This is a genomic window from Thalassospira profundimaris WP0211 (genome assembly GCF_000300275.1).
GTDB lineage: Bacteria > Pseudomonadota > Alphaproteobacteria > Rhodospirillales > Thalassospiraceae > Thalassospira > Thalassospira profundimaris.
Genome location: NZ_AMRN01000001.1, coordinates 865648 through 891011 on the forward strand (window position 1 = coordinate 865648; position 25364 = coordinate 891011).

Sequence of the window (25364 nt, forward strand, 5' to 3'; positions counted from 1 at the left end):
GCAACCGCTCCTTTTGCCTTATACCTAGGAAAACGTAAGTGTTTTTGCGTTTGCGAAAATTACATTTTCAGGGTCGCGGGTTTAATGTTCAGAATACAAATGGTCCGACTTATGCGCGCCATATTTTGCACATTTTGACCAAAATTTCGCGTGCCTCGTCCGGCGTTCGGACCGGGGACGGGAAGTCGATTCTAAGCGGTGCGATATCGACCGAATTGGCGGTCAAAACCATGCCATCGCAATCAATCGATTGCATCTGCCAGCCAGCACTGGGATCGGCGGTGGTGAAGTGACCGACAATGCCGGAAATGGCATCGGCATGATCGGCATTCATATGCGCAACGATCCCGTCATGGCCGTCGATCAGTGCCTGACAGTCTGGCAGGATCAGTTTGTCACCCGAAAGACGGCGTTGTTTGCCAAATCCGCCCACCCAGTAGGCTGCATCGACAGAAACCCGATAGAACCCGAAATCGGCAAACCCGGCATATTGGGCGGCATCGGGATGGGTTTGCAGATAGCGTTTTTTCACCCGGTCAAGGTCAGCGGCGGCTGTTACCGGCATGGCGCGCCCGAAGATGGTCAATCGGGCGGTATCGGTTTCTATTATGGCCGTGCCATCGTTGTTTTCCGCCAGATCGTGGTTTGTCACCAGAAGCGAAACACGGTTGTCGGCCTTGATATGGCGGGTGTGATCGGCAAGTTCAGAAATCAGAAGGCAGGGCGTACCATCCATGTCGCAGGCCGGGACAACCATCGATGTCACCGGCCAGCCATCAGGGATCTGAGCGTGATCGTGCGCGGTTGTTGCCAGAACGGCCCTTCTGGCATGATGCAGCATCTGGCGCAGGGCGTGTGATGACGGTGCGGTATCTGACATTGGGGGCCTTGTGGTTGTTGCTTTTTCAGAGATAACCCCAACGGGCTTGCCGTGCAACCAAACCGAAAACCTGCTGTGTTCACGGTAAAATTACAAAGATTAGTAATCCATAGGTTGAAAAAATCGATCTCGTACGCACTTCTAGTAATGGGATCGCGTGAAAGGCCGACAGAGCGACATGCGATCCCAAAAATTGCCAGTGACAGGGCTGTAATCGGATTTGCGTGATCTTATATCGCATATCAGTAAGTGTTGTTTTGAAGATTTGTATCGAGAGGTTTCGGGGAGGTTACCAAGTTAGTTCGCACCCATTTTGAGGGAATTGGGTCCGGGTTACTTGAAGAGTGAAGAAAAACAATTGGCGTTGCCGGAGACGGATTTCGTTTTGAAGCAGCGCGAATGAACAAAGGATACAACCTTGATTGAGCCAGTTATGTCGGAAACCTGGCCGTTGAAGGCAGGTTCCAACACGGATGATGAGCGGCAAGGTGATCGAACGTGGCGCATTCTTGTCGTTGATGATGACAATGACGTACATGAGGCGACTGACTTCGCGCTACGCAGGGTGCAGATTCTTGGCCGCCCGCTTGAGCTAATTCATGTTTTTTCGGCAGAAGAGGCGCTTAAAATTCTGCGTCAGACACCCGACGTCGTGGTCATCCTGCTTGACGTTGTGATGGAGAGACCAGATAGCGGATTGCGTCTGGTCGAGGAACTCCGCGCCGAAGGATATCGCGAGCAACGCATCATTTTACGAACCGGTTATCCCGGTGATGCGCCTGAAAAACAGGTCATCCGCGATTACGAGATTGACGATTACTGGTCGAAGGACGAGTTGACGCGTACCCGTCTTGTCACCTCGCTGACAACGGCGATCCGGACGGTTGATTATGTCAGGGCTCTTAAGGGGACGCGCGCCGGTCTGGAAATGGTGATCGAGGGCACCCAGTACCTTTATCAAAACAAGAGTATCGATATTTTTGCCGAGGGGGTTTTAACCCAGCTTGCAGCCATCCTGCGGGTTAGCCCGGAAGGTGGTGTCTGCGCGCTTGCCGAGTTGCCTGATCAGGAAGATGACCTTGTGGTGCTTTCCGGTATCGGGCGGTTTGCATCCCATGTCGGCAAAAGACTTATGGATGTCGAAGACATAGATCATGACCTGATTTCAGCGCGGGATAACGACGGCACGGCACCGGTCATTTCCGGCAACAAGATCCTGTTTAGCCATCGAAGCGACACCGGACGCCGGTTGTTGATCTATTTCGTTCATGATCAGGTCTTAAGCCCGGAAAATATCGTCCTGGTTGAGGTGTTTGCCACCAATCTCGCGATCTGTTTTGACAATCTGGCCTTGATTTCAGAGTTGGCGGAGCTGGCATTTGTCGATCAGCGCGCCGGACTTCCCAATCAGAACGCGTTTGATCGCGAACTGATGCATATGACGCGAAATGGCAGTGAAGCGGCAATTGTTGCGATGGTCGCGATTGAAGATGCCGCACAGTTTTGCGTTGCATTTGGCGTCAATTACTTCGATCGAGTCATCACCGCGGTTTATGATCGGCTGCGTTCGGTTGTCGGAGAAGGTGTATTGGTCGCGCGCGTCGGGGAATACACGCTTGGCCTTGTTGACAGTACCGGAACAGTCGAAGTTTCAGCCATTGAAGAAATTTTTGACGAAACGTTTGAGGTGGTCGGGAGCCCGGTGGTGGTCCGCGGAACCATCGGCGTTGTGCGCGGCAACCCGCAAGGCCGCCGTGCCAGCGACATCCAGCGCGCAGCAAGGCTGACATTGCTGAAACAAAAGCAGAGGGCCCCGGGGGGTACCGCTGAGTTTGAGCCGTCCATGGCCGATGAAGTTCAAAATGCGCTGCAGATGGTTGGCAAGTTACGCGAAGCGGTGCGGGATCGAAAACTGACCTTCGTGTTCCAACCCAAAATCTGTCTTAAGACCGGTGCCGTCATCGGTAGCGAGGTTCTGTGTCGTTGGATCAATGAAGGAGAACCGGTTTCCCCCGGTCGGTTTATCCCGGTTGCCGAGCGCGCCGGACTAAGCGGCGAGATCACTTTGCAGTGCCTAGAGGCGGTTACAAACCTGAACGCAATGCTCAGGCAACAGGGTCTTCAGCCTCTGCGTGCTGCGATTAATCTCGCAGCCAATGATATTGACAATATCGACTTCATTAACCGGTTGATCGAAGCTTGTGAAGACCATCAGCTTGGCCCGGATACCGTCGGCTTTGAGATCACCGAAACCCAGCGTTTTACCAATGATGGTGAGGCAACAGCCTGTGTACAAAAGCTCGCACGGCAGGGGTTTGAGGTTTGGCTGGACGACTTCGGCACGGGATATTCGTCTCTCAATCACCTTGATATTTTGCCAGTGCGCGGCATCAAGATTGACAAGTCGTTCATCAGTGGCCTTTCTGCCGGCGGATATGCCAGTCAGGTTGCGGAAACTGCGGCAAGAATTGCACAAACCCTTGGTATCGAAGCAGTTGCAGAGGGCATTGAAACCATCGATCAGCAAGAAATTTGCAAGGATCTTGGTATTCAGTTCGCGCAAGGTTTCCTTTATAGCCCCGGTCTTCCCCCGGAAAAGTTTGTCGACTGGGTGAAAAGCCACGATAACGACGGGCGGTCTGACAATGGTTGACGCGCAGCAAAATTCGCCATCTGTGACGGACCATACCTTGCCACTGGTGGAAGGCCGGAAATCCCGTTGGCATCAGGACGGTTATTTCTGGCGGGTCACCAGTATTCTTGCGGTTTGCGGGATGCTGGTCTTTTTCGGTTTGATGACATTCTGGCACACGCTTGAAGCAAGTCGTGAAGACGAACAGACCGTACGTCGGTTGGTCGTTGACGTCACCCATCGGGCGGCAGATCTGCAGCAATGGTATGAAACCGCCATCCAGACCGTGAACCTGTCGATCCTGCATCCGGCGGTACAGGAATTTGAAACCCAGCCTGAGGCAACCATCAGATATTTCAGATCCCTGGCCCGCGAAGTGCAACGTTTCAGCCAGCTTCGTATCGTTTTGCCGTCTGGCATGGAAGCCGTTCGGGTAGATGCGCGCGGTAATGAGGTGATTGTTACCCCGGAAGACGAACTACAGGATAAATCGGATCGATACTATATGGAGGCGGCCCGGTCATTGAGCCCGGGGCAGGTCTATGTCAGCAGGCTTGATCTGAATGTTGAAAATGGCGAGATCGAAGTACCCTGGCGTCCGACAACCCGCTTGGTCGCACCGATCAGCGGGATCGATGAAAGCGTTGTCGGCTATCTGATTGTTAATCTGGATATGGGCGCGCCATTGGTGCCGTATGAAACGGCACTTAACGGCGTGACACGAACCGAGCTTGTCAATCCGGATGGATACTGGCTGGCCGGGGCAGAGGACGGGCGAAACTGGGGGTTTATGTTGCAACATAATGCCTCGGTCGCGCAGGTGGACCCGCAACTTTGGCAACGGATCAAATCCGTGCAAGCGCAAGGTGGCTTTGAATATGCGGGCCGTATTTACGAGGTCGAAACTCTTCCGATTGAACGGATGCTGAGCAGCTTTACAAGTGGCAGCATGCGATCAGAATCCGCCAGGTACCATATTGTCGCAAGTTCGCCCGCCTATCAGGTCTGGGCGGGAAACAAGGCCTTGGAGGTGATCTTTGTATGCCTTGTTCTGGTACTGATCTGGGCGTTTTCAGGCGGGATCGGGTATCTTATGTTGCGGCGGCGACAAACCGCAGAACTGCAGGCGCTTTTGACCAAGGATTTGCTGGTTCAGGGGCGGATGGCATCCCTTGGCCGGATTGTGGCCGGGGTATCGCATGAAATGCGCACCCCGCTTGGCAATGCCCTTACGGTGACGACGACAATGGCCGATGATCTGCAGGATTTGCAGCAATCCCTGATCACGGCGGGGGATTTCGATGAAGAACGCACCGAGATGATCAATGCGCTTATTGATGGCAACCGGATTGTTCAAAAAAATATTGGCCGGACCAAAGAATTGCTGAAACATTTCAACCAGACAGCCACGGATCAAACTGTGCACATTCATCGCAGTTTCGATCTGAGCAAGGTCATTTCCGATCTGGTGGCGACATTGCGCAATCAGTTCAAAAAGACCGGCATTAAACTGACGGCAGTTCTGCCGCCCTCGGCACATCTCGACAGTTACAGCGACGCGATTGATCAGGTGATCCTCAGTCTGATCATGAATGCCCATCAACATGCGTTTGTCGGCCGCGAAAAAGGCGAAATCAGCATCCGGTTAAGCGAACGGGATGCTGACAATTTCCTTCTTGAAATTGCAGATAACGGCATTGGTATCGCGCCGGAAAATCACGACAAGATTTTCGAGCCGTTCTGGTCGGTTGACGGCACGACCGGGGGCAGCGGGCTTGGATTGGCGATCATTTTGAACGTGGTGCAAAACACCCTTGGCGGGAAGATCAAGATTTCATCTGTTCCAGGATCCGGGACCGTGTTTCAGATTGTCTTGCCCAAAACCGCCCCGATCCGCGACAGCGCCCAAGCAAGCCCGTTCTCGGTCAAGGATGAAGCGCCGATAAGCCCGGCCGGTTTGGAAATGACCCGATCGGGTTAATTAATCTGAACAGGAAGAAAGTGCCGCGTCTTTGTGATCAGCCCGGCGTTGTTTGGTTTTGGAAATAACGCGTTTTTTGGTGCCGTCGCTCATACTCATCCAGGAACCGATTTCATCGCCGGTGCGATAACAACCCATGCAGTAACCCGATCTTTGGTCAAGCAGACAGGTGCCGTTGCACGGGGATTTGACGGGCATGATGATGGGCCTGTAAACGCGAAAACAAAGATGTCAGACCCATAAAAAGCAGTTTCGCGCGCAGCAATCAAGGGGAGGATCTTGGGCTGCGCGCGAAACGAACGGGGGGATGGCCGGTTATGGCTTAAATCAAATCACTTAAAGGCGATTGAACCACTCGCGGACCTGACGGTCGGCCTCTTCGCGTTGAATGCCATAGGCTTCCTGAATCTTGCCGACCAGTTTGTCTTGCTGGCCATCAATGGCATCGACATCATCGTCGGTCAGGCGACCCCACTGTTTTTTGACGTCACCGGTAAGCTGTTTCCAACGTCCTTCGATTTGGTCCCAATTCATTATCGTCTCCTGTTTTGGTTGACGGTTTGCTCGACCAAGGGATGTTGTGCCCTTTGCTAGAATCAACGAAGCAGCAGCGGTGTTGTTCCAAATTGTTTTGCCAGATCGGTTTGAGCATTCGGATAGAGCAAGCGGCTACAGCAACGGGTGGCAGCATTGCCCGTGGTGTGCTTGCCATATCGCGCCCGGGGCGCTATAGCCCCCTACAGTTCTTTTTATGGAGTTGTTTTCGCACCGGCCTCACATCGGCTGTCTGGTGCGGCACGGAGGAAGATATGCGCGGCTATTTCGGGATTGGAATTGAAGGGGCAAGCAAGCCTTTGAATGTGGGCACCCTGTTTCGTTCTGCCCATGCCTTTGGCGCGAGCTTTGCGTTTACGGTGGATGCAGATTTCCGTGAGGAACGCTCCAACATCACCGATACATCGAAGTCGGGCGAACAGATGCCCTACTATCATTTCCCCGATCACGAAAACCTGTTCCTGCCGCAAGGTTGCCGCATGGTGGGGGTCGAACTGACACCCGATGCGATTGAACTGCCAAGCTTCAAGCATCCGTCGCAAGCGGCCTATATCCTGGGTCCGGAACGTGGCAACCTGTCAGATGAAATGCAGGAAAAATGCGATTTCATCATCAAGATCCCGATGAGTTTCTGTGTCAATGTGGCGATTGCCGCCAATATCGTGATGTATGACCGCGTGATCAATCTGGGCCGGTTTGCGCCGCGCCCGGTGCGTGCCGGTGCGCCTACCGAACCCAAGCCCGAAGCCCATTACGGCGGTTGGATTTCACGCACGCGCGACAAACGCAAGGGTGACCCGGAAAAATTCCGTCAGGCCCCGCCGCCGGATTACTCCGTAATCGACGGCTCGCTTGATGACGACGATACCTGATTACCGCAACCCAATGCCCCAAATATAAAGAAGCAACGGCCGCGAGGGAGGAGCACGGCCGTTGCTGTGTGTGATCTGCGGTTTGCGGTGCCTTGACAGGGGGGGCTTGGCACGCCACGCAGATCAGGGTGTTTGGTGATGGTCAGGCGGCCTTGTGATCGGTCGCTGTCTCTTCCTTGTTTGTCGTGTCGTCCTGTTCGGGTTCTTCGATCTTGTCATCGGGGCGTTCGCCATGCGGGTTGCGCAGAAGGTTTGCAATCATGCGCATGCCGACTTCGCCCTGAAGGGTCAAAAGGCTTTCGGGGTGGAACTGCACGGCACTGATCGGCAGGCTTTTGTGGCGGATGCCCATGATCACCCCGTCGTCACTGCGTGCCGTGACCGTAAGGTCGGGTGGCATTTCAGCCGCCTTGGCAAACAGGGAATGGTAGCGTCCGACAACGATGTCTTCGGGCAGGCCATCAAACAGCGGATCGGTTGTATCGAGTTTCACCTTTGACGGTTTGCCATGCATCGGTGTGACAAGTTGGCCGAGGGATCCGCCAAAGAATTCGACAATCCCCTGCAGGCCAAGGCAAACCCCGAACACCGGCAAGCCAGCGGCAAGGGCGCGTTCGATGCTGTCGCGCAGGTGATAGTCATCCGGCCGCCCGGGGCCTGGTGACAGGAAGACCAGATCAGGTTTGAAATCCTCGAACGCCTGGTCGGGGAAGCCAGGGCGGAGTGTGAGCGTTTCGGCACCCGTCGCACGGATGTAGCTGGCAAGGTTTTGCACAAAGCTGTCTTCGTGATCGATCAGAAGCACGCGTTTGCCAACGCCTGATACCGTCGGATCAAGGGTCACTTCATCCTTGGCATCGCGGGTGACGGCATCGATCATCGCCGATGCCTTCAGCACGGTTTCGGCTTCTTCGGCGTCCGGTTCACTATCAAACAACAATGTCGCGCCCGCACGGACTTCGGCAACACCCTGTTTGAGACGCACAGTGCGCAGCGTCAGGCCGGTATTCAGATCGCCATTGCAGAGAACGGCGCCAATCGCGCCGCCATACCAGGCGCGCGCGCTGCGTTCGACGGCCTCGATATGTTTCATCGCAGCACGCTTGGGCGCACCGGTAACCGTGACCGCCCAGCAATGGGTCAGGAAGGCATCGAGTGCATCAAACCCTTCGCGCAGGCGACCTTCGACATGATCAACCGTGTGGATCAGGCGGGAATACATTTCGATCTGACGCCGACCCAGAATGCGGATGCTGCCCGGTTTACAGACGCGTGCCTTGTCGTTGCGATCAACATCGGTGCACATGGTGAGTTCCGACTCTTCCTTGGCGGAATTCAGGAGCGTGCGGATATTTTCGGCATCTTCAATCGCGTCGCGGCCACGCGCGATGGTGCCGGAAATCGGGCAGGTTTCAATACGCTGTCCCTTGACCCGGACATACATTTCGGGTGATGCGCCGATCAGGTGTTCACCGTCCCCCAGATTGATCAAGAAGCCGTAAGGGGCAGGGTTGCGACGCTTGAGACGGCGGAAAATTTCCGACGGTTTGACATCGCAGGCGGTGCGGAAAACGCGGCTGGGCACGACTTCAAACAATTCGCCACGGGCAAAGCGGTGCTTGGCATCGTCAACGATGGCGGCATATTCGCCCTGTTTCATATCGTTTTCGATGGCGGCGTTGTTGCCGCGTGATGGCGGATGGGGTTGTGAAATGCGCTCAAGGCCGGCGGTGCTGCGGCCATCGGGGGCGATAAATTCATAATCAAATCGCGTGGCGACGCGTGAGGCATGGTCGACTGTAACCATTTGATCGGGCAGGAACAGGTGGATGTCCTTATGGTCCGCCGGGCGGTCTTGCGCCAGATTGATCTGTTCGAAATGAAGCGCGATGTCATAACCAAAGGCGCCATACAGCCCAAGACGTTCATCGCCCTTGTGCCCGAACAAATCACGCAGTGCACGGACGACCGAAAACAGGCTGGGTTGCTGACTGCGCTCTTCTTCGGGGAACCAGGCGGCGGGTTTTTTGACCACGCCATACAGCCCGTCTTCGCCGTTGGTCAGGCTTTCGACATGGGGATGGTTTTCAAGCGTACTCGCAATGACATCAAGCAACACCCGCCCGCGATCATTGAGTGCATGCACCGCAAAGCCACGTTCGCGCCCGACAATTTCAAGCGGCGGCGCATCAAAGCCCATATCCCAACGTGAATAGCGCCCCGGAAATTCATAGCTTGAAGACAGCAACACGCCCTTGGTGGCATCAAGCGCATCAATCAGGCCTTCGGTTGCGTTTTCGTAGGGCATTTCGGTCATGCGGCGGATAACCGAAACACCGCCATCGGTGGTGTAGCGATATTCGCTGCTGTCAGTGGAAATGCCGGTCTGGCTTGTCGGGGTCGTCACGTTTTTTACTCCTGTGTGGGCCAAGCGCTGCAGGAGCCATGTGATCTTTAGACAAGGAAGAAGAAGTCTGAAAACACAAAGCCGCCTGCAAGAATGAGGCGGCCGGTATGTTTAGGGCACGAGTTTTGGCCGCCCGCTTAAGCGAGCCACCACCAACGATTTGCAATGCGGGTCGGGTTCATGCCGTGTGTTTTCATGGCTCAACCATGTGCCCAAAAAAACCGGGCGTCAAGACTTTTGCGGCGTAGGTGTTGTTTCGGTGTCGTGCAGTTCAAGGTGAAGCGGCTGATGGCAATGAGGACAGGTCAGGATTTCATCGCTTTCATTGCGATGGACATCGCGGATGTCCTCGATGATTGACTGCGCCTGTTCTTCGCTGATGCCGAGTTCTTCCTGATGGGACCGCAGTTTGTGACGGACCCGTTCGGTCAAACGTTTGCCCAGCAGCTGGCGGGTGGCCTGATGGCGATATTCGGCTTCGCGCCTGCGCAGTTCGGCGTTAAAGGCCGATGCCAGAATACCGGCCGGGACGGCAACAATCCCGATCCCGGTCAATGAGATGATGCTGGCAAGGAGTTTGCCAAACGGCGTAATCGGCACAACATCGCCATAGCCAACCGTGGCAAGCGTAATGACACTCCAATAAAGCGCATCAAGCAGGTTGGAGAATTGTTCAGGTTGGGCTTCGTGTTCGGCGAGGTAAATCGCCCCGGCACTGAAAACCAGCATGCAGGCAAGGGCAGCACTGGCGGCACCGAAAATGCCCATTTGCTGGCGAAACACCAGCATCATCAGTTCCAGCCCGGTAGAATAGCGGGTGAATTTCAACAGGCGCAGCAACCGGACAATACGGATAAAGCGCAAATCAATGCTGGTAAAGAACCACAGGAAGATCGGCAGGATTGCCAGAAGGTCAATCAGTGCCATTGGTGTCAGCATATAGCGCAGACGTGCAAATCGGCCACTAAAGCGCGGATTGTCCGGGGCGGACCAGACACGCAGGCCGTATTCGATGGCAAAGATCAGCGTGCAGACGATCTCGATTGTGGCAAACAGAATGAAATAGCGTTCGGCAAAGGCTTCGACCGAGTCAAAAATCACAGAGACGACATTGATGATGATCGCGCTGGCCAGAACCAGATGCACAAACAGCGAAAACCGCGATTCCCGGTCAACACCGTGCAGAAGTTTCTGGGTTCTTGATCGCAGGGTCGGTTTCATGTCGCGCGTACTCGGTCCGGGCAATGGAGTGCACTATTGCCCGGGCAGTTTTGCGCCCAATCATTTCAGAAATGGTTAAATCAGCCCTGATCGCAGTTGCCGAGAGGGATCAATACCCTTTTGCCGCCTGGATGAAGGCCGAGATCTTGCGCGGGTCCTTGACCCCCTTGCTGCGTTCGACACCGGATGACACGTCAACCCAGGGCGCACCGGTAATCTTGACGGCCTCGGCGACGTTGCTGGGATCAAGTCCGCCGGCCAGCATCCAGTTGCTTTGGAAGTTCTGACCAGTCAGAAGCGTCCAGTCGAACGACACGGCATTGCCGCCGGGAAGGACGCTGTCCTTGGGCGGTTTGGCATCAAACAATAGAAAATCGGCAACGCCGTCATAGTTTTTTTTGGCGTTTTCGATGTCGTTTGCTGTGCTGACCGAGATTGCCTTCATGACCTTAAGGCCAAAGCGTTCCTTGACCTCGGCCACGCGTTCAGGGCTTTCCTTGCCATGAAGCTGGATGACGTCGAGATTGCCGGCCTTGATCGCATTTTCAAGCGCCTCGTCACCGGCTTCGACAAACAGGCCAACCTTGTAGATGCTGTTGGGGACCCGTTCGGTGAGGGTTTTGGCACCCTTAAGCGAGATATGGCGCGGGCTTGGCGGGAAGAAGACATATCCAAGCGCATCTGCCCCGGCACTCATGGCTGCAATCGCGGCATCTTCGCTGTTAATTCCACAGATTTTTACCATGCAGGTCATCGGGGCATCCTGTTCTTGTCGTCGCTCTAATCTTCTTGGCAAACGCTTGTCGCGTCAGATTGACTTAACAGAAATGACCACGATCCAACAGGATATTTGCGTTTTGTCGTGGCTTTCCACTGGCAGGATAATCATTGCTGCGCTATTTTCCCGGCCATGAGCAAGAACACAGACCCTGCCGCGGGCGAAACCGGCGAAAACACAACCCACTTTGGTTTTCGTGATGTTCCCGAAAGCCAGAAGGCATCCATGGTGCGCGAGGTCTTCGACACTGTTGCGTCGAAATATGACCTGATGAACGATCTGATGAGCGGTGGGGTGCATCGCTTGTGGAAAGACAGCTTCATCAACGAGCTCAAGCCGCGTCCGGGCATGAAGTTGCTCGACGTTGCCGGGGGTACTGGTGATATTGCGTTTCGCTTCCTGAAAAATGGTGGTGGCTCTGTCACGGTCTGTGACATCAACTATGAGATGCTCCATGTCGGGCGCGATCGTGCGGTTGATCATGGAATCCTGAAAAACATCAACTGGACCGTCGGTGATGCGCAGAAATTGCCGCTGCCAGACCAGTCAGTTGATGCCTATACCATCGCCTTTGGCATTCGCAATGTGACCCGCATTGAAGAAGCGCTTTCAGAAGCGTATCGCGTGCTGCGTCCGGGTGGGAAGTTCCAGTGCCTTGAATTTTCCAAGGTCGTCGTGCCGGGGTTTGACAAGCTGTATGATACCTATTCATTCAAGCTTTTGCCTGAAATCGGACGGTTTATTGCGGGCAATCGCGAAGCTTATCAGTATCTGGCGGAAAGCATTCGCAAGTTCCCCGATCAGGACACATTTGCATCCATGATCCGGGCTGCCGGCTTTGAGCGGGTAAAATACCGCAACCTGTCTGGCGGGATTGCAGCCATTCATTCCGGTTGGCGGATATAAGGGCGTTTGACGCATGATCCGTTTTATTCGTAACAGCTTTCGCCTGCTTGCCATGGCGCGCACTTTGGCGCGCTATGATGCGCTGTTTCCACTCGCCCTTGTGCCGGGGGGCAAACTTGTCGCGTTTCTGGCCCGCCTGACCGCACCGTTTTCGCGCCGGTCTGATTTGCCGCCGGGCAAACGGCTAGCGCGTGCGCTTGAGGAATTGGGCCCGGCCTTTATCAAACTTGGTCAGACCCTGGCGACCCGATCCGACTTGATCGGCGATGATGTGGCCGCCGACCTTTCATCGCTTCAGGATCGCCTGCCGCCGTTTTCGGCCAAGGTTGCCAAACGCATCATCACCGAACAGCTGGCCGAACCGTTTGACGTGCTGTTTGCCGAATTTGATGAAACGCCTGTTGCCGCCGCATCGATCGCGCAGGTGCATTTCGCGACCACGACCGACGGGCGCGAAGTGGCGGTCAAGGTCCTGCGCCCGGATATCCGGTATCGCTTTGCACGCGACATGGACCTGTTTTACTGGATTGCGGAACTTGTCGAACTGACCCAGCCGCGCCTGCGTCGTCTGAAACCGATTGAAACGGTCAAGGCGCTTGAAGACAGTGTTCATCTTGAAATGGATCTGCGGTTTGAGGCGGCAGCGGCATCGGAATTCCGCCAAAATTTCGAAGACGATCCGACCTATTACATTCCCCAGATTGACTGGGAACGCACCGCCGAACATGTGATGACCATGGAACGGGTCAAGGGTGTGCGCATCGATAATGTCGAAGCCCTTGATCGCATGGGCATTGACCGGTCTGACTTGCTGGCCAAGGCGGCGGGGGCATTTTTCCAACAGGTCTTCCGCGACGGGTTTTTCCATGCCGACATGCATCCGGGCAACCTGTTTGTCGATGAAAACGGCCGGGTGAGTCTGGTTGATTTCGGCATCATGGGCCGGGTGGATAAACAGACGCGCCTTTATCTGGCCGAGATGCTGCTGGGCTTTTTGACGCGTGATTATCACCGCGTGGCCGAGGTCCATTTCGAAGCGGGGTATGTTCCGCGCAACCAGTCGCTTGAAAACTTCCAGCAGGCCTGCCGTTCGATTGGCGAGCCGATCCTGGGCAAGGAACTGGCCGATATTTCCGTCGGGCGGTTGTTGGGGCAGTTGTTCCAGATTACCGAGCAGTTCGGCATGGAAACGCAGCCGCAGCTTTTGATGTTGCAAAAAACCATGATCGTTGCCGAGGGGCTTTCACGTATTCTCAGCCCGAATGAGAATATGTGGGAACTGTCGCGTCCGCTGATCGAAGACTGGATGCGTGAAAACCTTGGTCCGGAAGCCAAGATCAAGGAGGCTACCCTTCAGGCTGGCACCATGTTGCGCCGACTGCCGCGCGTGATCGAAGCCGCAGAACAGGCATCCGCCGTCTTCACTGATCAGGGTTTGCGCCTGCATCCCGACACGGTTGCCGCCATGCGTGGCAAGCCAAATAACGGGCAAAGCAAACCTGGCGGTTTTTCGCGCCAATCCCTTGTGATGTGGGTGGCGATTGCGGCACTGGCTGTTGCGGTTTACCTGAAATAACCCAATCACCTTACGGGACGACACCTTGTGGGACGACCATGATGGCAGATGGCGACAAAACCATTGAAATCAGCCTGGATCGGTCACGGATTGATCTTGAATATTGCTATGATTTTATCGCTGCGTCCTATTGGGCCGCCGGGCGAACCCGCGGTGAGTTTGATCGATCTGTCGAGATGTCATTTCCTCTCGGCGCCTATTGCGATGGCCGTCAGGTGGGTTTTGCGCGCGTGGTCAGTGATCAGATCGCCATTGCCTATGTTGCCGATGTGTTTGTCGATCCGGATTATCGCCGCATGGGCATTGCCGCCAAAATGATCGATGCGTTGCATAACCATCCGGAACTAAAACGTGTGAAACGCTGGCTTCTGGCGACAGCGGACATGCAGCCGCTTTATCGTTTGCATGGTTATGCCGATCTCGACGACATGATGATGATGCGCCTTGATGAGGACGCACGGAACCGCGATCCATTACGCTAGGGCCACATCGAAAAGCAAAAACGCCGCCACGGATAACCGGGCGGCGTTTTTTACGTCTTAAGCCAGATGAAGCTTAGCTTGCGCGCACTTCATTGAGGAAGTTGCCAACTTCACCGCGCAGCGTGCCTGACTGGCTGTTAAGCTTGTCAGACGCGCCCAATACCTGATGGGCGGCTTCGCCGGTCTGGCGGGCGGCTTCCTGCATTTCGCGGATGTGATTGGACACTTCCTGCGTGCTTTGAACCGCCTGTTGAACCGAGGTCGAGATTTCCGTGGTTGCCTGACCCTGTTCTTCGACCGCAGCCGCCACTTCGGATGCGATGTCATTCAGGTTGGCGATGATGCCGGTGATCCCGTCAATCGCGCCAACCGCCTGCTGGGTCGAGCCCTGAATACCGGAAATCTGTTCCGAGATATCCTCGGTCGCACGCGCGGTCTGATTGGCGAGGTTTTTGACCTCGTTGGCGACCACGGCAAAGCCCTTGCCCGCATCACCGGCACGGGCGGCCTCGATCGTTGCGTTGAGTGCCAGCAAGTTGGTCTGTTCGGCAATCGCCTGAATGATCTGGACGACTTCGCCGACTTTCTGGGCCGAGACATCAAGACCCTGAACCATTTCGTTGACCCGGTTTGCCTCGGTCGTGGCATTGGCAGTGATGTTCGAAGTTTCATTTACCCGCGCGCTGATGTCGCGGATCGAAACAGCAAGTTGTTCGGCCGCACTGGCGACGGTTTCGACACTGTGGTTGGCCTGCTCAACCGCGGCAACCACGGCCTGTGATCCGGCTTCGTTTTGTTGCACGGCGGCCACCATGGTCTGGGCGACTTCCTGCATTTCGCCAGATGCGCCAGAAACGCCATCGACCACACCCATCACGGTTTGTTCAAACCGACCGGCAAGGGCCGCCATGGCTTCGCGACGCTTGGTCTCGGCACGTTCACGTTCCTGTTCGCGTTCGCGATCAAGCTGCGCGACGCGCTTGGCATTTTCCTTAAAGATTTCGACGGATGACGCCATTTCGCCGATTTCGTCATTGCGCTTAAGGCCCGGGATATCGACATCCAGTTCGCCATCGACAAGTGATTGCATCGCGCCATTGATCTTGACCATCGGGGTCAGGATCTGATGGCGCAGGACAAACCATGTGACGCCAAGCAAAACCACCAGAATGGCCGCCGCCAGGGCGACCTGAATGATAACGGCCTGCTGGACTTCGGCATTTACGCGATCAAGTGACCAGGCAGTAACCAGCATGCCCCGATACTGATCTTCGTCGCGGCGCTTGGAGTATTTGGTGATCGGGGCACCGACGATCACGGCATCTTCGGAAATGAAGCTGATGACTTCCTTGTTTTCAAGCTGCCCGAGATACGGCTCGATCAGGGCTGCCAGATCATGCTTTTTGAGTGTTTCTGATTGATAGGTGCCGATGGCATCACCATCAGGATTTGCCGCGATCAGGCTTGCCAGCTGCGAGCCTTCCTTGTCGGTGATCTTGCGGAATTCCTTTTCGACCGATGCGCCGTCCATGGCAATGAAGCCCGGCTGAACCGCGGTTGACAGCATTTCGGTTTTTTCGACCGATTCATTATACATGATTTCGATCATGGCATTGCGTTGCGAGACGGTCTGGATGGTCATCATCGCGGCAAAGCCAACGATGAGAAGTCCCACAATCACAAAAATCACTTTACGTCCGACGGAGGCACCGGATCTTTTAGGTTCGGCCATTTACGGTCTCCCAATCCTTCAAAGGCAGAATTAACCCAATCCCTAGATCTGATGTCGGTGATCGGCCTGAAGCTCCGATCATGTTACCAACAGTCAGGTAGTGACGAATTGTTGCCCTGCGTGATGTCCACAGTGACCAATTCGTGCGTTTATTTTTCCGTAATGAGGCACAAAGGTGTGGCGACTACATTCTGGTTTGTTGTTATGCCGCTGAGGCTACCCCATCTGGTAAAATTACTGAAACAAGAAACGATGGGCGTGGTGAATATTCCATTTCGATAAAACCAAATGAATAAATCCACTTATTGGTAAGGCTTTTTTGGTAAATTATGCTTTGTGCAGGAAAGGCCACATGCCGCCGAATCGGGTGGTCAGTCTGTGGGAAATGCCTTTAACGGGGGCGATGGCTTTTGCCAGATAAGGGCGAAGGCACCGGGGGGAACAGGAATGGCGAAAGCGGCGACAACGCGTAAAAAACGACCGGCAAAGAAGGCATCAAAGCCGTCTGCGGATAACATGGCGGCCAAACAGGATGATCCGGTGATCCCGGCAAAGGACGCCCCCAAAAAAGCCGAAGACGTTGCTACCAGCGATCAAAGCATGCCGTCGGTCAAAAATGGTGATGCCGCGGTTCAGCGCCGCCAGGTGATCAGCGATCTGTTTCAGCGCGGTCTTGCTGCCCATCAGGCCGGCCAGATTGATGATGCCATACGTCTTTACAGCACGGCCCTGCGCCAGAACCCCAATCAACCGGATGTGTGGAACAACCTTGGTGTGGCGCTTCGTCGCAGCAAGAAGTTCGAGGCAGCCCTGATTGCCTATCGACGGGCCGCAGACTTGCGCCCCGGCAATGCCGGCTTGTGGTCGAATATGGGCAATTGCCTGCGCGAAATGATGCGCTTTGACGAGGCGCTCGTTGCGCACAAGAAGGCGCTTGAACTTGATGACACGGTGAAGTCGCATACGTTTAATACCGGCCTTGTGTATCGGGATATGAACCGCTTTGAAGAGGCGCTTGACTATTTCGAGCGTGCGCTTGCGATTGACCCCGATTATGTCGATGCCAACTGGGACAAGTCATTGGCGCATCTTGCGCTTGGCAACTATGCCGAAGGTTGGGCGGGGTATGAGACGCGCCGCAAACTTGCCGATAATCCGATCCGGCCGCTTGAAACTGCCCCTGAATGGGATGGCAAAGCCGATCTTCGCGGCAAACGCATTTTGCTGCGCGCCGAGCAGGGCTTTGGCGACATGATCCAGTTTGCCCGTTTTGTGCCGCTGGTGGCGCAAAAGGCCGCACATGTGATCCTTGAATGCCGCAAGGAACTGATCCCGATCATGAAGACCGTTTCGGGTGTTGGCACTGTTGTGGAAAAGGGTCGGGCTCTTCCGGAATTTGATGTGCATGTGCCGCTTTTAAGTCTGCCGCATGTGATGGGCATCGGATCCAAAGAGCTTCAGAAAATCTCGACTGATAGCTACATCTCCGCGCCGCAGGGCAAACGTGCGCGATTGGCACCGCCGCCGGGCACGGTGCTTAAGGTCGGGCTGATCTGGGCGGGCAAGCTTAACCCGCGGGATCGCTCCTGCCCGCTTGAAACCATGCTGCCGATTTTGTCGGCCAAGGGGGCGGCATTTTACAGCTTCCAGATTGATGATCGTCGGGCGGATATCGACAAGCTTGGCCTGCATGCCTTTGTTACCGATCTTGGCGATCACATTCATGATTTTGGCGACAGTGCCGCATTGATGCAGGCGATGGATCTGGTGATCACGATTGACAGCTCACCCGCCCATTTGGCAGGCGCGCTTGGCGTGCCGGTCTGGATGTTGCAGCTTTACACCACTGACTGGCGCTGGATGGTGCATCGGGCCGATAGCCCATGGTACCCGACCTTGCGGATCTATCGACAGGATAAACCCGGCGACTGGTCATCGGCGATCCAGAAACTCGGCAGTGATTTTTCAACCCTGCTGCAAGCGCGGATGAACGCGCAGTAATAACGCTGCCAGCGAATACTTGCCTTCGGGCCCAACAGGGCGTAGTTAAGCGGCTTAATTTTGTGGAATGCGGGTCTGGATGGTGACGCCTTTAGGTAATCTCCGGGGCACATTCATTTGGCGAACCGATCTGGCGCAGGAGAATTCTTGTGAGCGAAGCTGCTTATAACAAAGGTTTCCCGGTTTCCTGGGAACAGATGCATCGCGATGCCCGTGCACTTGCATGGCGACTGTTGGAAAAAGGCCCGTTCAAGGGAATCGTGGCAATCACCCGTGGCGGTCTTGTGCCGGCGGCGATCATTGCCCGCGAACTTGATATTCGCCTGATTGATACGGTGTGCGTACGCAGCTACTCTGACAAGACGCGTGGCGATCTGGAATGGCTGAAAGACATCAAGGGTGACGGCACCGATATGCTGATCATTGATGATCTGGTCGATACCGGCAAAACCGCCAAGGCTGTGCGCGAAAAACTGCCGCATGCGCATTTCGCAACGGTTTATGCCAAGCCGCTTGGCCGTGAAATCGTTGACAGCTTCGTGACCGAAGTCTCCCAGGATACCTGGATTTACTTCCCCTGGGACATGGAACTGTCGGTCAACGCCCCGATCTCTGAACGCGTTCGTTAATCGACCTGGGGAAACCAACCGTATCCCTTGTAAGGCCGATTGCCAGACAAGGAGATTTCAGGATGACCCAATATTTACGCCCGGACTTCCGTCGCCAGTTGCAGAACGCACGCCGATGGGCCGGGCGTTTGTGTTTGGGGGCCGTCTCTGCGGTGGCTGTGACCGCACTAAGTATCTCCACACAGGCCCAGCAGGTTTCCGAACGGGTGGCGCGCGTTCAATCGATGCTAACGGCTGAAAGCGGATATCGGCTTTCGGTGTTTGCCGAGGTCAGCAACGCCCGGACGATTGCGGTCGCCCCGGAGCTTAACGGCGCTTTTGTCGGGACGCGCGGACCAAACCTTTATTTTGTGCGTGACCAGGATGGCGATGGCGCTGCCGAGGATGTCAATCTGATTGCAGATGACTTCAAGCTGGCCAACGGGATTGCCTATAAACCCGGAACCTTGTTTGTCGCCGATCAACACCGCATCGTGTCCTATGATCTTGCCAATTTTGATGGCGAAAGCCTTGGTCGCCCGCGGATCCTGTTTACCAATCTGCCCGATGAGCGCCATCATGGTTGGCGCTATGCCGCGTTGTCACCGGATGGCGACCGCCTGTTTGTTGCGGTCGGGGCGCCGTGCAATATCTGCAAGGTCAGCGGCCTTGAAGGCACGATCATTTCCATCCCGGTCAATGGTGGGGCACCGGACATTTATGCCAGTGGCATTCGCAACTCTGTCGGGCTGAGCTTCCATCCGGAAACGGACGAGCTTTGGTTTACCGATAATGGCGGCGATATGCTGGGCGATAATATCCCGCGTGAGGAACTTAATCTTGCCAGCCAGTCTGGCCAGTTCTATGGCTATCCCTGGTATGCGGGGAATGACACCAGAAGCCCGCAATTTTCCGATGAAACGGTGCCAAAGGAAGTCACTTTCCCGGAATTTACCTTTAATGCCCACAATGCGCCGCTTGGCTTCACCTTTGATGGCGGGGATGCGCTGGTGGCGCTGCATGGATCCTGGAACCGCACAATTCCCGATGGGTACGAGGTGGTCCGGGTCGAATTCATCAATGGCAAACCGGTAACAGAAAACCCGTTCCTTGTTGGTTTCCTGCGCAGCAATGGCGAAGTAATCGGGCGGCCGGTCGATGTGAAGCACTATGTCGACGGATCAATCCTGATTTCTGATGACCATGCCAGTGCGATCTGGCGCATGGTGCCGGAAGGCTAAAGTTTTCCGGTATTTGGCCGGGCAATTAATTGGATGGATCTGGATGGGACCGGCTTGCGTTGATCGGAAAAGCGGGCTATAAATCGCGCGCTTCGCGGGTGTAGTTCAATGGTAGAACGGCAGCTTCCCAAGCTGCATACGAGGGTTCGATTCCCTTCACCCGCTCCAAGCTTTTTCCCGCAGACATCATTACATCCGGTCCGGCGCACAGACGCCCGTATTTTGGCATGCGCGATTGCAGGCTGCGGCATCATCACCGGCATGTTCATTATGACCTTTGTCACCACCGGGACAACAGGCAACCAACCGATCGCGCAGACGGTTTCGGGCGCGCTGCACGCGTGACTTCACCGTGGGGAGGGCAATGGCATTGCGGGTGGCAAAGTCGGTTTGCCGTGTGCCGTTAATGTCGATTTCTTCAAGTACGGTCTGGTCGGTTTCGCTCAATCGGCCAATGAAGCCCATCACGCAGTCATGCAAACCGGGTTTGTCGTGCGGCTCGTCATGGTTCAACAGGGTCGGATCGGTATTAAGGGCCTGAAGTGCGGTATGTTCGCGCCCCTGTCGTCGATAGAAGTCCGCCACCTTGCTGCGTGCGACGGCATAAATCCAAGCAGACGGATTGGATGCCAACCGAAGATCTGATTTTTTGCGGATAATCGTTTCAAGGATGTCGGCAACAATATCGTCGACCGCGTCCTGGGGCAGGCGGTGATAAACGAAACTGCGCAGGCCTTTTTGCAAGGCCTGCCAGTCTGAAGTTGTGTGATGTGTCGATGCAAACTTCATGGTTCTTTACGCGCAGCACACCTGATCTGGTTGCAATTCCTTGCCCGGTTGTTGGCCACAACAGCCAGCCCCCGACGTTTGTTGATCGCCAGACTGGTCATGTGGCGCATCGTCAAGGATACGATACCACTCCCAGTCAAGTTCGTCTGGTCCTGTTGCCCAGAACTTGGACTGCTTTGCGTGACAACATCCGGTTTCAGAAACGTCGCTGGTGACAAGATTACTTTGATGCAGACGGGCTGAGGCGGTTTCAAACGCCTGTTCGCTGAGACATTCGACACCGATATGGTTCAGGTTTTCGGTTGCTGCCGGGTGTTCGAACAAAACCAGCTTAAGCGGCGGGTTTTCAATTTCGAAATTGGCATATCCCGACCGTTGTTTGTGCACCGGGCTTGCGAACATTTCACTGTAAAACGCAATGGCACGGTCAAGGTTTTTCACATTCAAGGCAAGTTGCAGGCGCATCTTATTCTCCTGTTTGATCGAAGCGATAAACAGGAAGACGCGCGAAGACGCCAAAAGATGCACCTGCCACCAAAAAGGGGCCGGTTACGGTGAAGGTGGCAGATAGTTCAGGCTCATGTCCCGCGCCTCTTCGTCGCTACAGATCTTGGTATCTGAGGCAAAATCGGCAAAGCGCGGATCAAGGGTACTGATGTAATTGCCCGCGCCGTCAGCAATAAACAGGCAGCGTCCGGTTTCACCTTCAAGCCGTTTACCCGCCCGCCAGTCAGACGGGGCAATCATATCGCCACCATGGATGCCGATGCCGGCATTGTCGGCATCGCGTGACAGCCGGTCATAGCGATGGGAATAGCCCTCAATCGGCAGCGCTTCGCCGTCGCTGATCATTGCCGCCGCCACGTCACGTTCGCCGATCCCGCATTCGACGATGGGGAAATCATCGGCCTTGCCCGCGCGTTCCTGATCACCGGGCCAGCAATGGACATCAAACGGCGCCATGGCGAAATATTTGCGCAATTGCATGGCCGAAGACATGCCGCAGTCCCAGAAACTGCCGTTATGCAGGCATTGCTGACCGAGTTCCGGGGCGTCCATGCCCGCGATATCAAGCACCTGACCGGCAATCATGATGGTATCGCCGTCAATGACCTGAACATCGCGGCCTCTGGCTTCCAGCCCGGCTGGATCAGCAAGTTGGGGCGTGTTGTCTTGCGACGCGGTGTCAGCCGCACGGACCGGTGCGCTGTGCCAGTGAAGGCCAATGGCAATCAGGGCCGGGATGGCAAGAAGGATGATCAGGCGGGTAACGCGTTTCACACTGGCCTCAAAGATCTGCGGGGTGAGTATTTGGCAAGAATGACACAACGGTCATGGCAAAAGAACAAGCAAAAAGAACGGCAAAATGATGACGCCTGTGTCGGGTGGGTAGCGGGCAGCGGGAATTGCCATCAATGGTGTCATGCACAATAACCGGATGCATCAATTGTCAATTGGCGCTACAAGCGGGTTTGTCTTTTGCTGTCAGGGAAGCTTGCTTGTTCCGTCTGCAACCCATCTTTTTCGTTGTCGGGGTTATGGTCATTATCATCGGTATATCGATGATGGTGCCTGCTGCTGTTGATCTTGCATATGGCAATCCGGACTGGAAAATTTTTGCCCAAGCCTCGATCACGACCATCGGGCTTGGCGGTATGGCGTGTCTTGCCTGCCGGTCGGATATCGGCCCGCGTGTGACAGCACGTCAGGGCTATGTCCTGACGGTGGTGTCATGGATTGCGATTAGCCTGACCGGGTCCTTGCCGCTTTGGTATTCATCGCTTGAAATCAGTTTCTGTGATGCGGTGTTTGAAACCGTATCGGGCCTGACGACGACCGGATCAACAATCCTGTCGGGATTGGATGAACTGCCGCCGGGATTACTGATCTGGCGATCGATCATGCAATGGCTGGGCGGGATCGGGATCATTGTGACCGCCCTTGCCCTTTTGCCGATGATGCGGGTTGGCGGCATGCAGCTTTTCCAGATGGAAAGTTCGGATCGATCCGAAAAACTCAGTGGTCGCATGCGTGATATGTGCCTGCAGATCGTGATGATCTATTCGGTTCTGACCCTGGTGTGCATTGTGCTGTATCGCATCTTTGGCATGGGATGGTTTGATGCGATCAATTACGGCATGACGACGCTGTCTACTGGCGGCTATGCCACCTCGGACCTTTCATTTGCCAAGTTTGACACCAGCCTGTCGCTGCACTGGGTTGCCATCCTGTTCATGTTTTTCGGTGGGTTGCCGTTTACCGCCTATGCGGTCTTTCTGCGCAAACGCGCGATCAAGGCCGTGATCGGCAATCAGCAAATCAAATTGTTCTGCCTGATCATTGCAGGTTTCACATTTTTGCTGACGCTGCGGCTGTTGCAGATTTCAGATGACGGCTTCTTCCGGTCGCTGACCATGGCGGCGTTCAACCTTGTATCGGTGATTACGACCACAGGTTATGCATCGGGGGATTACCTGTTGTGGGGCCCGGCCGCGGTCATGCTGTTTTTCTTTGCGACCTTTATCGGCGGTTGTTCGGGATCAACATCGGGCGGGTTCAAGATGTTTCGCCTGTATGTCGTGTTTACCGGGCTTCGTGCCCATTTCATGCGCCTGCGCAGCCCATCAGCCGTGGTGGTCAGCCGCATTGATCGCCACGAAATTACATCCGACATCTATAACGCCGTGACGGTCTATGTCTTCCTTTTGACCATCAGCTATATCGCGGTGACGATTGCCCTTGGCTTGACGGGGCTTGATCTGATTACCTCGATGAGTGCGGCGGCAACTGCACTTGCCAATGTCGGGCCGGGGCTTGGCAATATCATCGGACCGGCGGGCAATTTCCAGTCTTTGCCGGATTCCGCAAAGTGGATTTTGGATGTTGCCATGGTTCTGGGCCGGCTTGAGTTCGAGACGCTTCTTGTGTTGCTGATGCCGTCCTTCTGGCGCGACTGATCCCTGATTTTCATTTTGTCGATTGTTGGTGTCGGTCTGTGACGGTTGCCACAGACCGCAGGTTTACTTTGCGTCATTTTCGCGCCGTGTATAAGTTTGTAGCGTTAATAACAAACACACAAACAGTGGACACGGACATGAAACTGCAGAAAACGATCACGACCAAAATCGCCGGGGCCCTTGCGGTCCTTTTCCTGGCTGGTGCTGTTTCCGCATGCTCGCCCGAGGTAGGCAGCGAGGAATGGTGTAATGACCTTAAGGAAAAGCCGAAAGGCGACTGGACGGCAAACGAGGCGACCGATTTCGCCAAACATTGCCTGATGTGATCAGTGCATTCGCCTGATCGGACGGTAAAACGATCAGCCGATTCTCTTTCATAGTCTGGATATGTCGTCTTTATGGCGGCTAAATCCGCCCTTTGACGTCTGCTTGGCGGTGGTACTGTTGAAGGGCGGATTTTTTATGTCCGCGCGTTTAAAATCGCCATGGAACAATCTGTTGTCCGGTGCGTTTTTACCCAATCAGAACCGCGCATGAATGCAATGCAGCAAGGTACATTTGCGTTACCTTGATTAATCCTTATAATGCGCGGCCCGCGAATGATCGCGGCAGTCGAATATGACAACAAATTTATTGCGAGGTTAGACAACTATTATGAGTGCCGAAAATCTCCATGTCGGTGTCATTGGCGCAACCGGTGCGGTTGGCGTCGAGCTGATCAATGTAATGTTTGATCGCAAGTTCCCTGTGGGTGAACTCACCCTGTTCGCGTCAGAGCGTTCAGCGGGCAAGACCGTGGAGACTAAATTCGGCACTAAGACCGTCGCACTGTTTTCTGTTGAAGAAGCCAAGCAGTGCGACATTGTCTTCCTTGCTGTTTCCGGTGATTTCGCCAAGGAATATGCGCCCAAGATTGCCGAAGGCGCGCTGGTGATTGATAACTCCTCGGCGTTCCGTCTGAATGACGATGTTCCGCTGATCGTGCCGGAAATCAATGGTCACCTTGCCAAAACGGCAAAACTGATCGCGAACCCGAACTGCACCACGGCGATTGCCGCAGTTGCCCTTTGGCCGCTGCATCAGGCCTTTGGTCTGAAGAAAGTGATCGTGTCGACCTATCAGGCCGCATCGGGTGCCGGTCAGCCGGGCATGAACGAACTGCGCGAGGGTCTGGCGGCTGGTCTTGCTGGCAAGCCGGTCCCGGCAGAGGTGTTTTCATCGCCGCTTGCGTTTAACGTGATCCCGCATATCGATACTTTCCAGGACAACGGTTACACCCGTGAAGAAATGAAAGTAACCTGGGAAACGCGTAAAATCTTTGGCGCGCCAGACCTTCCGGTATCGTGCACTGCGGTTCGTATTCCGACCGAACGTACCCATTCCGAGGCCATCGTGGTTGAAACCGAAAAGGTTGTTACCCCGGAGGCGGCCCGTGAAGTGCTGGCAAAGGCCAAGGGTGTCAAACTTGTCGATGATCCGGCAAACAACAAATACCCGATGCCGCTGACCGCGACCGAACAGTATGATGTCGAAGTTGGCCGTATTCGTACCAACCTGATCTTTGGTGATCATGGTCTGGAACTGTTTGTTGCCGGTGACCAGTTGCTTAAGGGTGCTGCGCTTAACGCGGTTCAGATCGCCGAGGCATCTATCGCCGACTGATCGCGTACCGAAGCGAATTAAACAAAAAAAACACCCCCGGCAGACTATTCTGCCGGGGGTGTTTTGTATCTGGTCGCGGCCTGA

Annotated in this window: 22 protein-coding genes and 1 tRNA gene; 13 read left to right on the forward strand and 10 right to left on the reverse strand. The window is 54.9% G+C overall.

All coding sequences use genetic code 11. The features are described from left to right. Positions 1-109 precede the first annotated feature (109 nt). Positions 110-880: a HugZ family pyridoxamine 5'-phosphate oxidase gene (locus TH2_RS03905; protein WP_008889097.1), complete on the reverse strand. Its 771-nt coding sequence runs from the start codon at positions 878-880 to the stop codon at positions 110-112. Between the two features lie 418 nt (positions 881-1298). Between TH2_RS03905 and TH2_RS03910 the strand changes: the two genes are divergently transcribed. Further along, entirely contained in the window at positions 1299-3533 is a 2235-nt protein-coding gene (locus tag TH2_RS03910; RefSeq protein WP_157193794.1) for an EAL domain-containing protein, read from the forward strand. Further along, positions 3526-5493, forward strand: a complete 1968-nt coding sequence (locus TH2_RS03915) for a sensor histidine kinase (protein WP_008889099.1) — start codon at positions 3526-3528, stop codon at positions 5491-5493. Before TH2_RS03910 ends, TH2_RS03915 begins: the two co-directional genes overlap by 8 nt. On the opposite strand, the gene TH2_RS03920 is transcribed toward TH2_RS03915, so the two are convergent. Continuing rightward, positions 5494-5691 carry a DUF1289 domain-containing protein gene (locus tag TH2_RS03920; protein WP_040822316.1) on the reverse strand — a complete coding sequence of 66 codons (198 nt, stop codon included), beginning with the start codon at positions 5689-5691 and terminating at the stop codon, positions 5494-5496. It abuts the gene before it with no gap. A gap of 138 nt (positions 5692-5829) precedes the next feature. After that, positions 5830-6027, reverse strand: a complete 198-nt coding sequence (locus tag TH2_RS03925) for a CsbD family protein (RefSeq protein WP_008889101.1) — start codon at positions 6025-6027, stop codon at positions 5830-5832. Positions 6028-6302: 275 nt separating this feature from the next. Here TH2_RS03925 and TH2_RS03930 point away from each other — a divergent pair, with 275 nt between their 5' ends. After that, positions 6303-6920 carry an RNA methyltransferase gene (locus TH2_RS03930; RefSeq protein WP_008889102.1) on the forward strand — a complete coding sequence of 206 codons (618 nt, stop codon included), beginning with the start codon at positions 6303-6305 and terminating at the stop codon, positions 6918-6920. Between the two features lie 142 nt (positions 6921-7062). On the opposite strand, the gene TH2_RS03935 is transcribed toward TH2_RS03930, so the two are convergent. The 3 genes from TH2_RS03935 to TH2_RS03945 all read right to left on the reverse strand — a co-directional run bounded on the left by TH2_RS03935 (position 7063) and on the right by TH2_RS03945 (position 11302). Next, entirely contained in the window at positions 7063-9327 is a 2265-nt protein-coding gene (locus TH2_RS03935) for an anthranilate synthase component I (protein ID WP_008889103.1), read from the reverse strand. 228 nt (positions 9328-9555) lie between these two features. Continuing rightward, positions 9556-10548 (reverse strand): ion transporter, encoded by a 993-nt coding sequence (locus tag TH2_RS03940; RefSeq protein ID WP_008889104.1) that lies wholly within the window; start codon positions 10546-10548, stop codon positions 9556-9558. A 109-nt stretch (positions 10549-10657) separates the two neighbouring features. Further along, positions 10658-11302: a phosphoribosylanthranilate isomerase gene (locus TH2_RS03945; RefSeq protein WP_008889105.1), complete on the reverse strand. Its 645-nt coding sequence runs from the start codon at positions 11300-11302 to the stop codon at positions 10658-10660. A gap of 156 nt (positions 11303-11458) precedes the next feature. Here TH2_RS03945 and ubiE point away from each other — a divergent pair, with 156 nt between their 5' ends. From ubiE to TH2_RS03960, 3 genes are read left to right on the forward strand one after another with little or no spacing between them, the layout of a single operon-like run. Next, a complete protein-coding gene (gene ubiE / locus TH2_RS03950; protein WP_040822318.1) occupies positions 11459-12232 on the forward strand; it encodes a bifunctional demethylmenaquinone methyltransferase/2-methoxy-6-polyprenyl-1,4-benzoquinol methylase UbiE in 774 nt (257 codons plus the stop codon). A gap of 13 nt (positions 12233-12245) precedes the next feature. Next, positions 12246-13808 carry a 2-polyprenylphenol 6-hydroxylase gene (ubiB, locus tag TH2_RS03955; RefSeq protein WP_008889107.1) on the forward strand — a complete coding sequence of 521 codons (1563 nt, stop codon included), beginning with the start codon at positions 12246-12248 and terminating at the stop codon, positions 13806-13808. Between the two features lie 41 nt (positions 13809-13849). Then, positions 13850-14290 (forward strand): GNAT family N-acetyltransferase, encoded by a 441-nt coding sequence (locus TH2_RS03960; RefSeq protein WP_008889108.1) that lies wholly within the window; start codon positions 13850-13852, stop codon positions 14288-14290. A 73-nt stretch (positions 14291-14363) separates the two neighbouring features. On the opposite strand, the gene TH2_RS03965 is transcribed toward TH2_RS03960, so the two are convergent. Further along, positions 14364-16022: a methyl-accepting chemotaxis protein gene (locus TH2_RS03965; protein WP_008889109.1), complete on the reverse strand. Its 1659-nt coding sequence runs from the start codon at positions 16020-16022 to the stop codon at positions 14364-14366. Between the two features lie 447 nt (positions 16023-16469). On the opposite strand from TH2_RS03965, the gene TH2_RS03970 reads away from it, so the two are divergent. The 4 genes from TH2_RS03970 (at position 16470) to TH2_RS03985 (ending at position 20040) form a co-directional block, all read left to right on the forward strand. After that, positions 16470-18023, forward strand: a complete 1554-nt coding sequence (locus TH2_RS03970; protein WP_008889110.1) for a tetratricopeptide repeat protein — start codon at positions 16470-16472, stop codon at positions 18021-18023. A gap of 149 nt (positions 18024-18172) precedes the next feature. Beyond that, a complete protein-coding gene (gene gpt, locus TH2_RS03975; protein WP_008889111.1) occupies positions 18173-18652 on the forward strand; it encodes a xanthine phosphoribosyltransferase in 480 nt (159 codons plus the stop codon). Positions 18653-18714: 62 nt separating this feature from the next. Continuing rightward, on the forward strand, positions 18715-19872 hold the full coding sequence (locus TH2_RS03980; protein WP_008889112.1) for a PQQ-dependent sugar dehydrogenase: 1158 nt from the start codon (positions 18715-18717) through the stop codon (positions 19870-19872). A gap of 94 nt (positions 19873-19966) precedes the next feature. Next, positions 19967-20040: transfer RNA gene (locus tag TH2_RS03985), tRNA-Gly, on the forward strand. 21 nt (positions 20041-20061) lie between these two features. Here TH2_RS03985 and TH2_RS20460 read toward each other — a convergent pair. From TH2_RS20460 to TH2_RS04000, 3 genes are all read right to left on the reverse strand, one after another. Continuing rightward, positions 20062-20661: a sigma factor gene (locus TH2_RS20460; protein ID WP_008889113.1), complete on the reverse strand. Its 600-nt coding sequence runs from the start codon at positions 20659-20661 to the stop codon at positions 20062-20064. 6 nt (positions 20662-20667) lie between these two features. After that, positions 20668-21126 carry an ArsI/CadI family heavy metal resistance metalloenzyme gene (locus tag TH2_RS03995; RefSeq protein ID WP_008889114.1) on the reverse strand — a complete coding sequence of 153 codons (459 nt, stop codon included), beginning with the start codon at positions 21124-21126 and terminating at the stop codon, positions 20668-20670. 84 nt (positions 21127-21210) lie between these two features. Then, positions 21211-21942, reverse strand: a complete 732-nt coding sequence (locus TH2_RS04000) for a thermonuclease family protein (protein WP_008889115.1) — start codon at positions 21940-21942, stop codon at positions 21211-21213. Between the two features lie 218 nt (positions 21943-22160). On the opposite strand from TH2_RS04000, the gene TH2_RS04005 reads away from it, so the two are divergent. From TH2_RS04005 to TH2_RS04015, 3 genes are all read left to right on the forward strand, one after another. After that, complete coding sequence (locus tag TH2_RS04005) at positions 22161-23618, forward strand: TrkH family potassium uptake protein (RefSeq protein ID WP_008889116.1); 1458 nt, start codon at positions 22161-22163, stop codon at positions 23616-23618. A 137-nt stretch (positions 23619-23755) separates the two neighbouring features. After that, positions 23756-23944: a DUF3012 domain-containing protein gene (locus TH2_RS04010; RefSeq protein ID WP_008889117.1), complete on the forward strand. Its 189-nt coding sequence runs from the start codon at positions 23756-23758 to the stop codon at positions 23942-23944. A 328-nt stretch (positions 23945-24272) separates the two neighbouring features. Next, positions 24273-25280: an aspartate-semialdehyde dehydrogenase gene (locus TH2_RS04015; protein WP_008889118.1), complete on the forward strand. Its 1008-nt coding sequence runs from the start codon at positions 24273-24275 to the stop codon at positions 25278-25280. Positions 25281-25364 lie beyond the last annotated feature (84 nt).

Coding starts and splice junctions, on each gene's coding strand:
- TH2_RS03905 (WP_008889097.1), bottom strand. CDS start 880: ATGTCAGATACCGCACCGTCATCACACGCCCTGCGCCAGATGCTGCAT.
- TH2_RS03915 (WP_008889099.1), top strand. CDS start 3,526: ATGGTTGACGCGCAGCAAAATTCGCCATCTGTGACGGACCATACCTTG.
- TH2_RS03920 (WP_040822316.1), bottom strand. CDS start 5,691: ATGCCCGTCAAATCCCCGTGCAACGGCACCTGTCTGCTTGACCAAAGA.
- TH2_RS03925 (WP_008889101.1), bottom strand. CDS start 6,027: ATGAATTGGGACCAAATCGAAGGACGTTGGAAACAGCTTACCGGTGAC.
- TH2_RS03930 (WP_008889102.1), top strand. CDS start 6,303: ATGCGCGGCTATTTCGGGATTGGAATTGAAGGGGCAAGCAAGCCTTTG.
- TH2_RS03940 (WP_008889104.1), bottom strand. CDS start 10,548: ATGAAACCGACCCTGCGATCAAGAACCCAGAAACTTCTGCACGGTGTT.
- TH2_RS03945 (WP_008889105.1), bottom strand. CDS start 11,302: ATGACCTGCATGGTAAAAATCTGTGGAATTAACAGCGAAGATGCCGCG.
- ubiE (WP_040822318.1), top strand. CDS start 11,459: ATGAGCAAGAACACAGACCCTGCCGCGGGCGAAACCGGCGAAAACACA.
- ubiB (WP_008889107.1), top strand. CDS start 12,246: ATGATCCGTTTTATTCGTAACAGCTTTCGCCTGCTTGCCATGGCGCGC.
- TH2_RS03960 (WP_008889108.1), top strand. CDS start 13,850: ATGGCAGATGGCGACAAAACCATTGAAATCAGCCTGGATCGGTCACGG.
- TH2_RS03965 (WP_008889109.1), bottom strand. CDS start 16,022: ATGGCCGAACCTAAAAGATCCGGTGCCTCCGTCGGACGTAAAGTGATT.
- TH2_RS03970 (WP_008889110.1), top strand. CDS start 16,470: ATGGCGAAAGCGGCGACAACGCGTAAAAAACGACCGGCAAAGAAGGCA.
- TH2_RS03980 (WP_008889112.1), top strand. CDS start 18,715: ATGACCCAATATTTACGCCCGGACTTCCGTCGCCAGTTGCAGAACGCA.
- TH2_RS20460 (WP_008889113.1), bottom strand. CDS start 20,661: ATGAAGTTTGCATCGACACATCACACAACTTCAGACTGGCAGGCCTTG.
- TH2_RS03995 (WP_008889114.1), bottom strand. CDS start 21,126: ATGCGCCTGCAACTTGCCTTGAATGTGAAAAACCTTGACCGTGCCATT.
- TH2_RS04010 (WP_008889117.1), top strand. CDS start 23,756: ATGAAACTGCAGAAAACGATCACGACCAAAATCGCCGGGGCCCTTGCG.
- TH2_RS04015 (WP_008889118.1), top strand. CDS start 24,273: ATGAGTGCCGAAAATCTCCATGTCGGTGTCATTGGCGCAACCGGTGCG.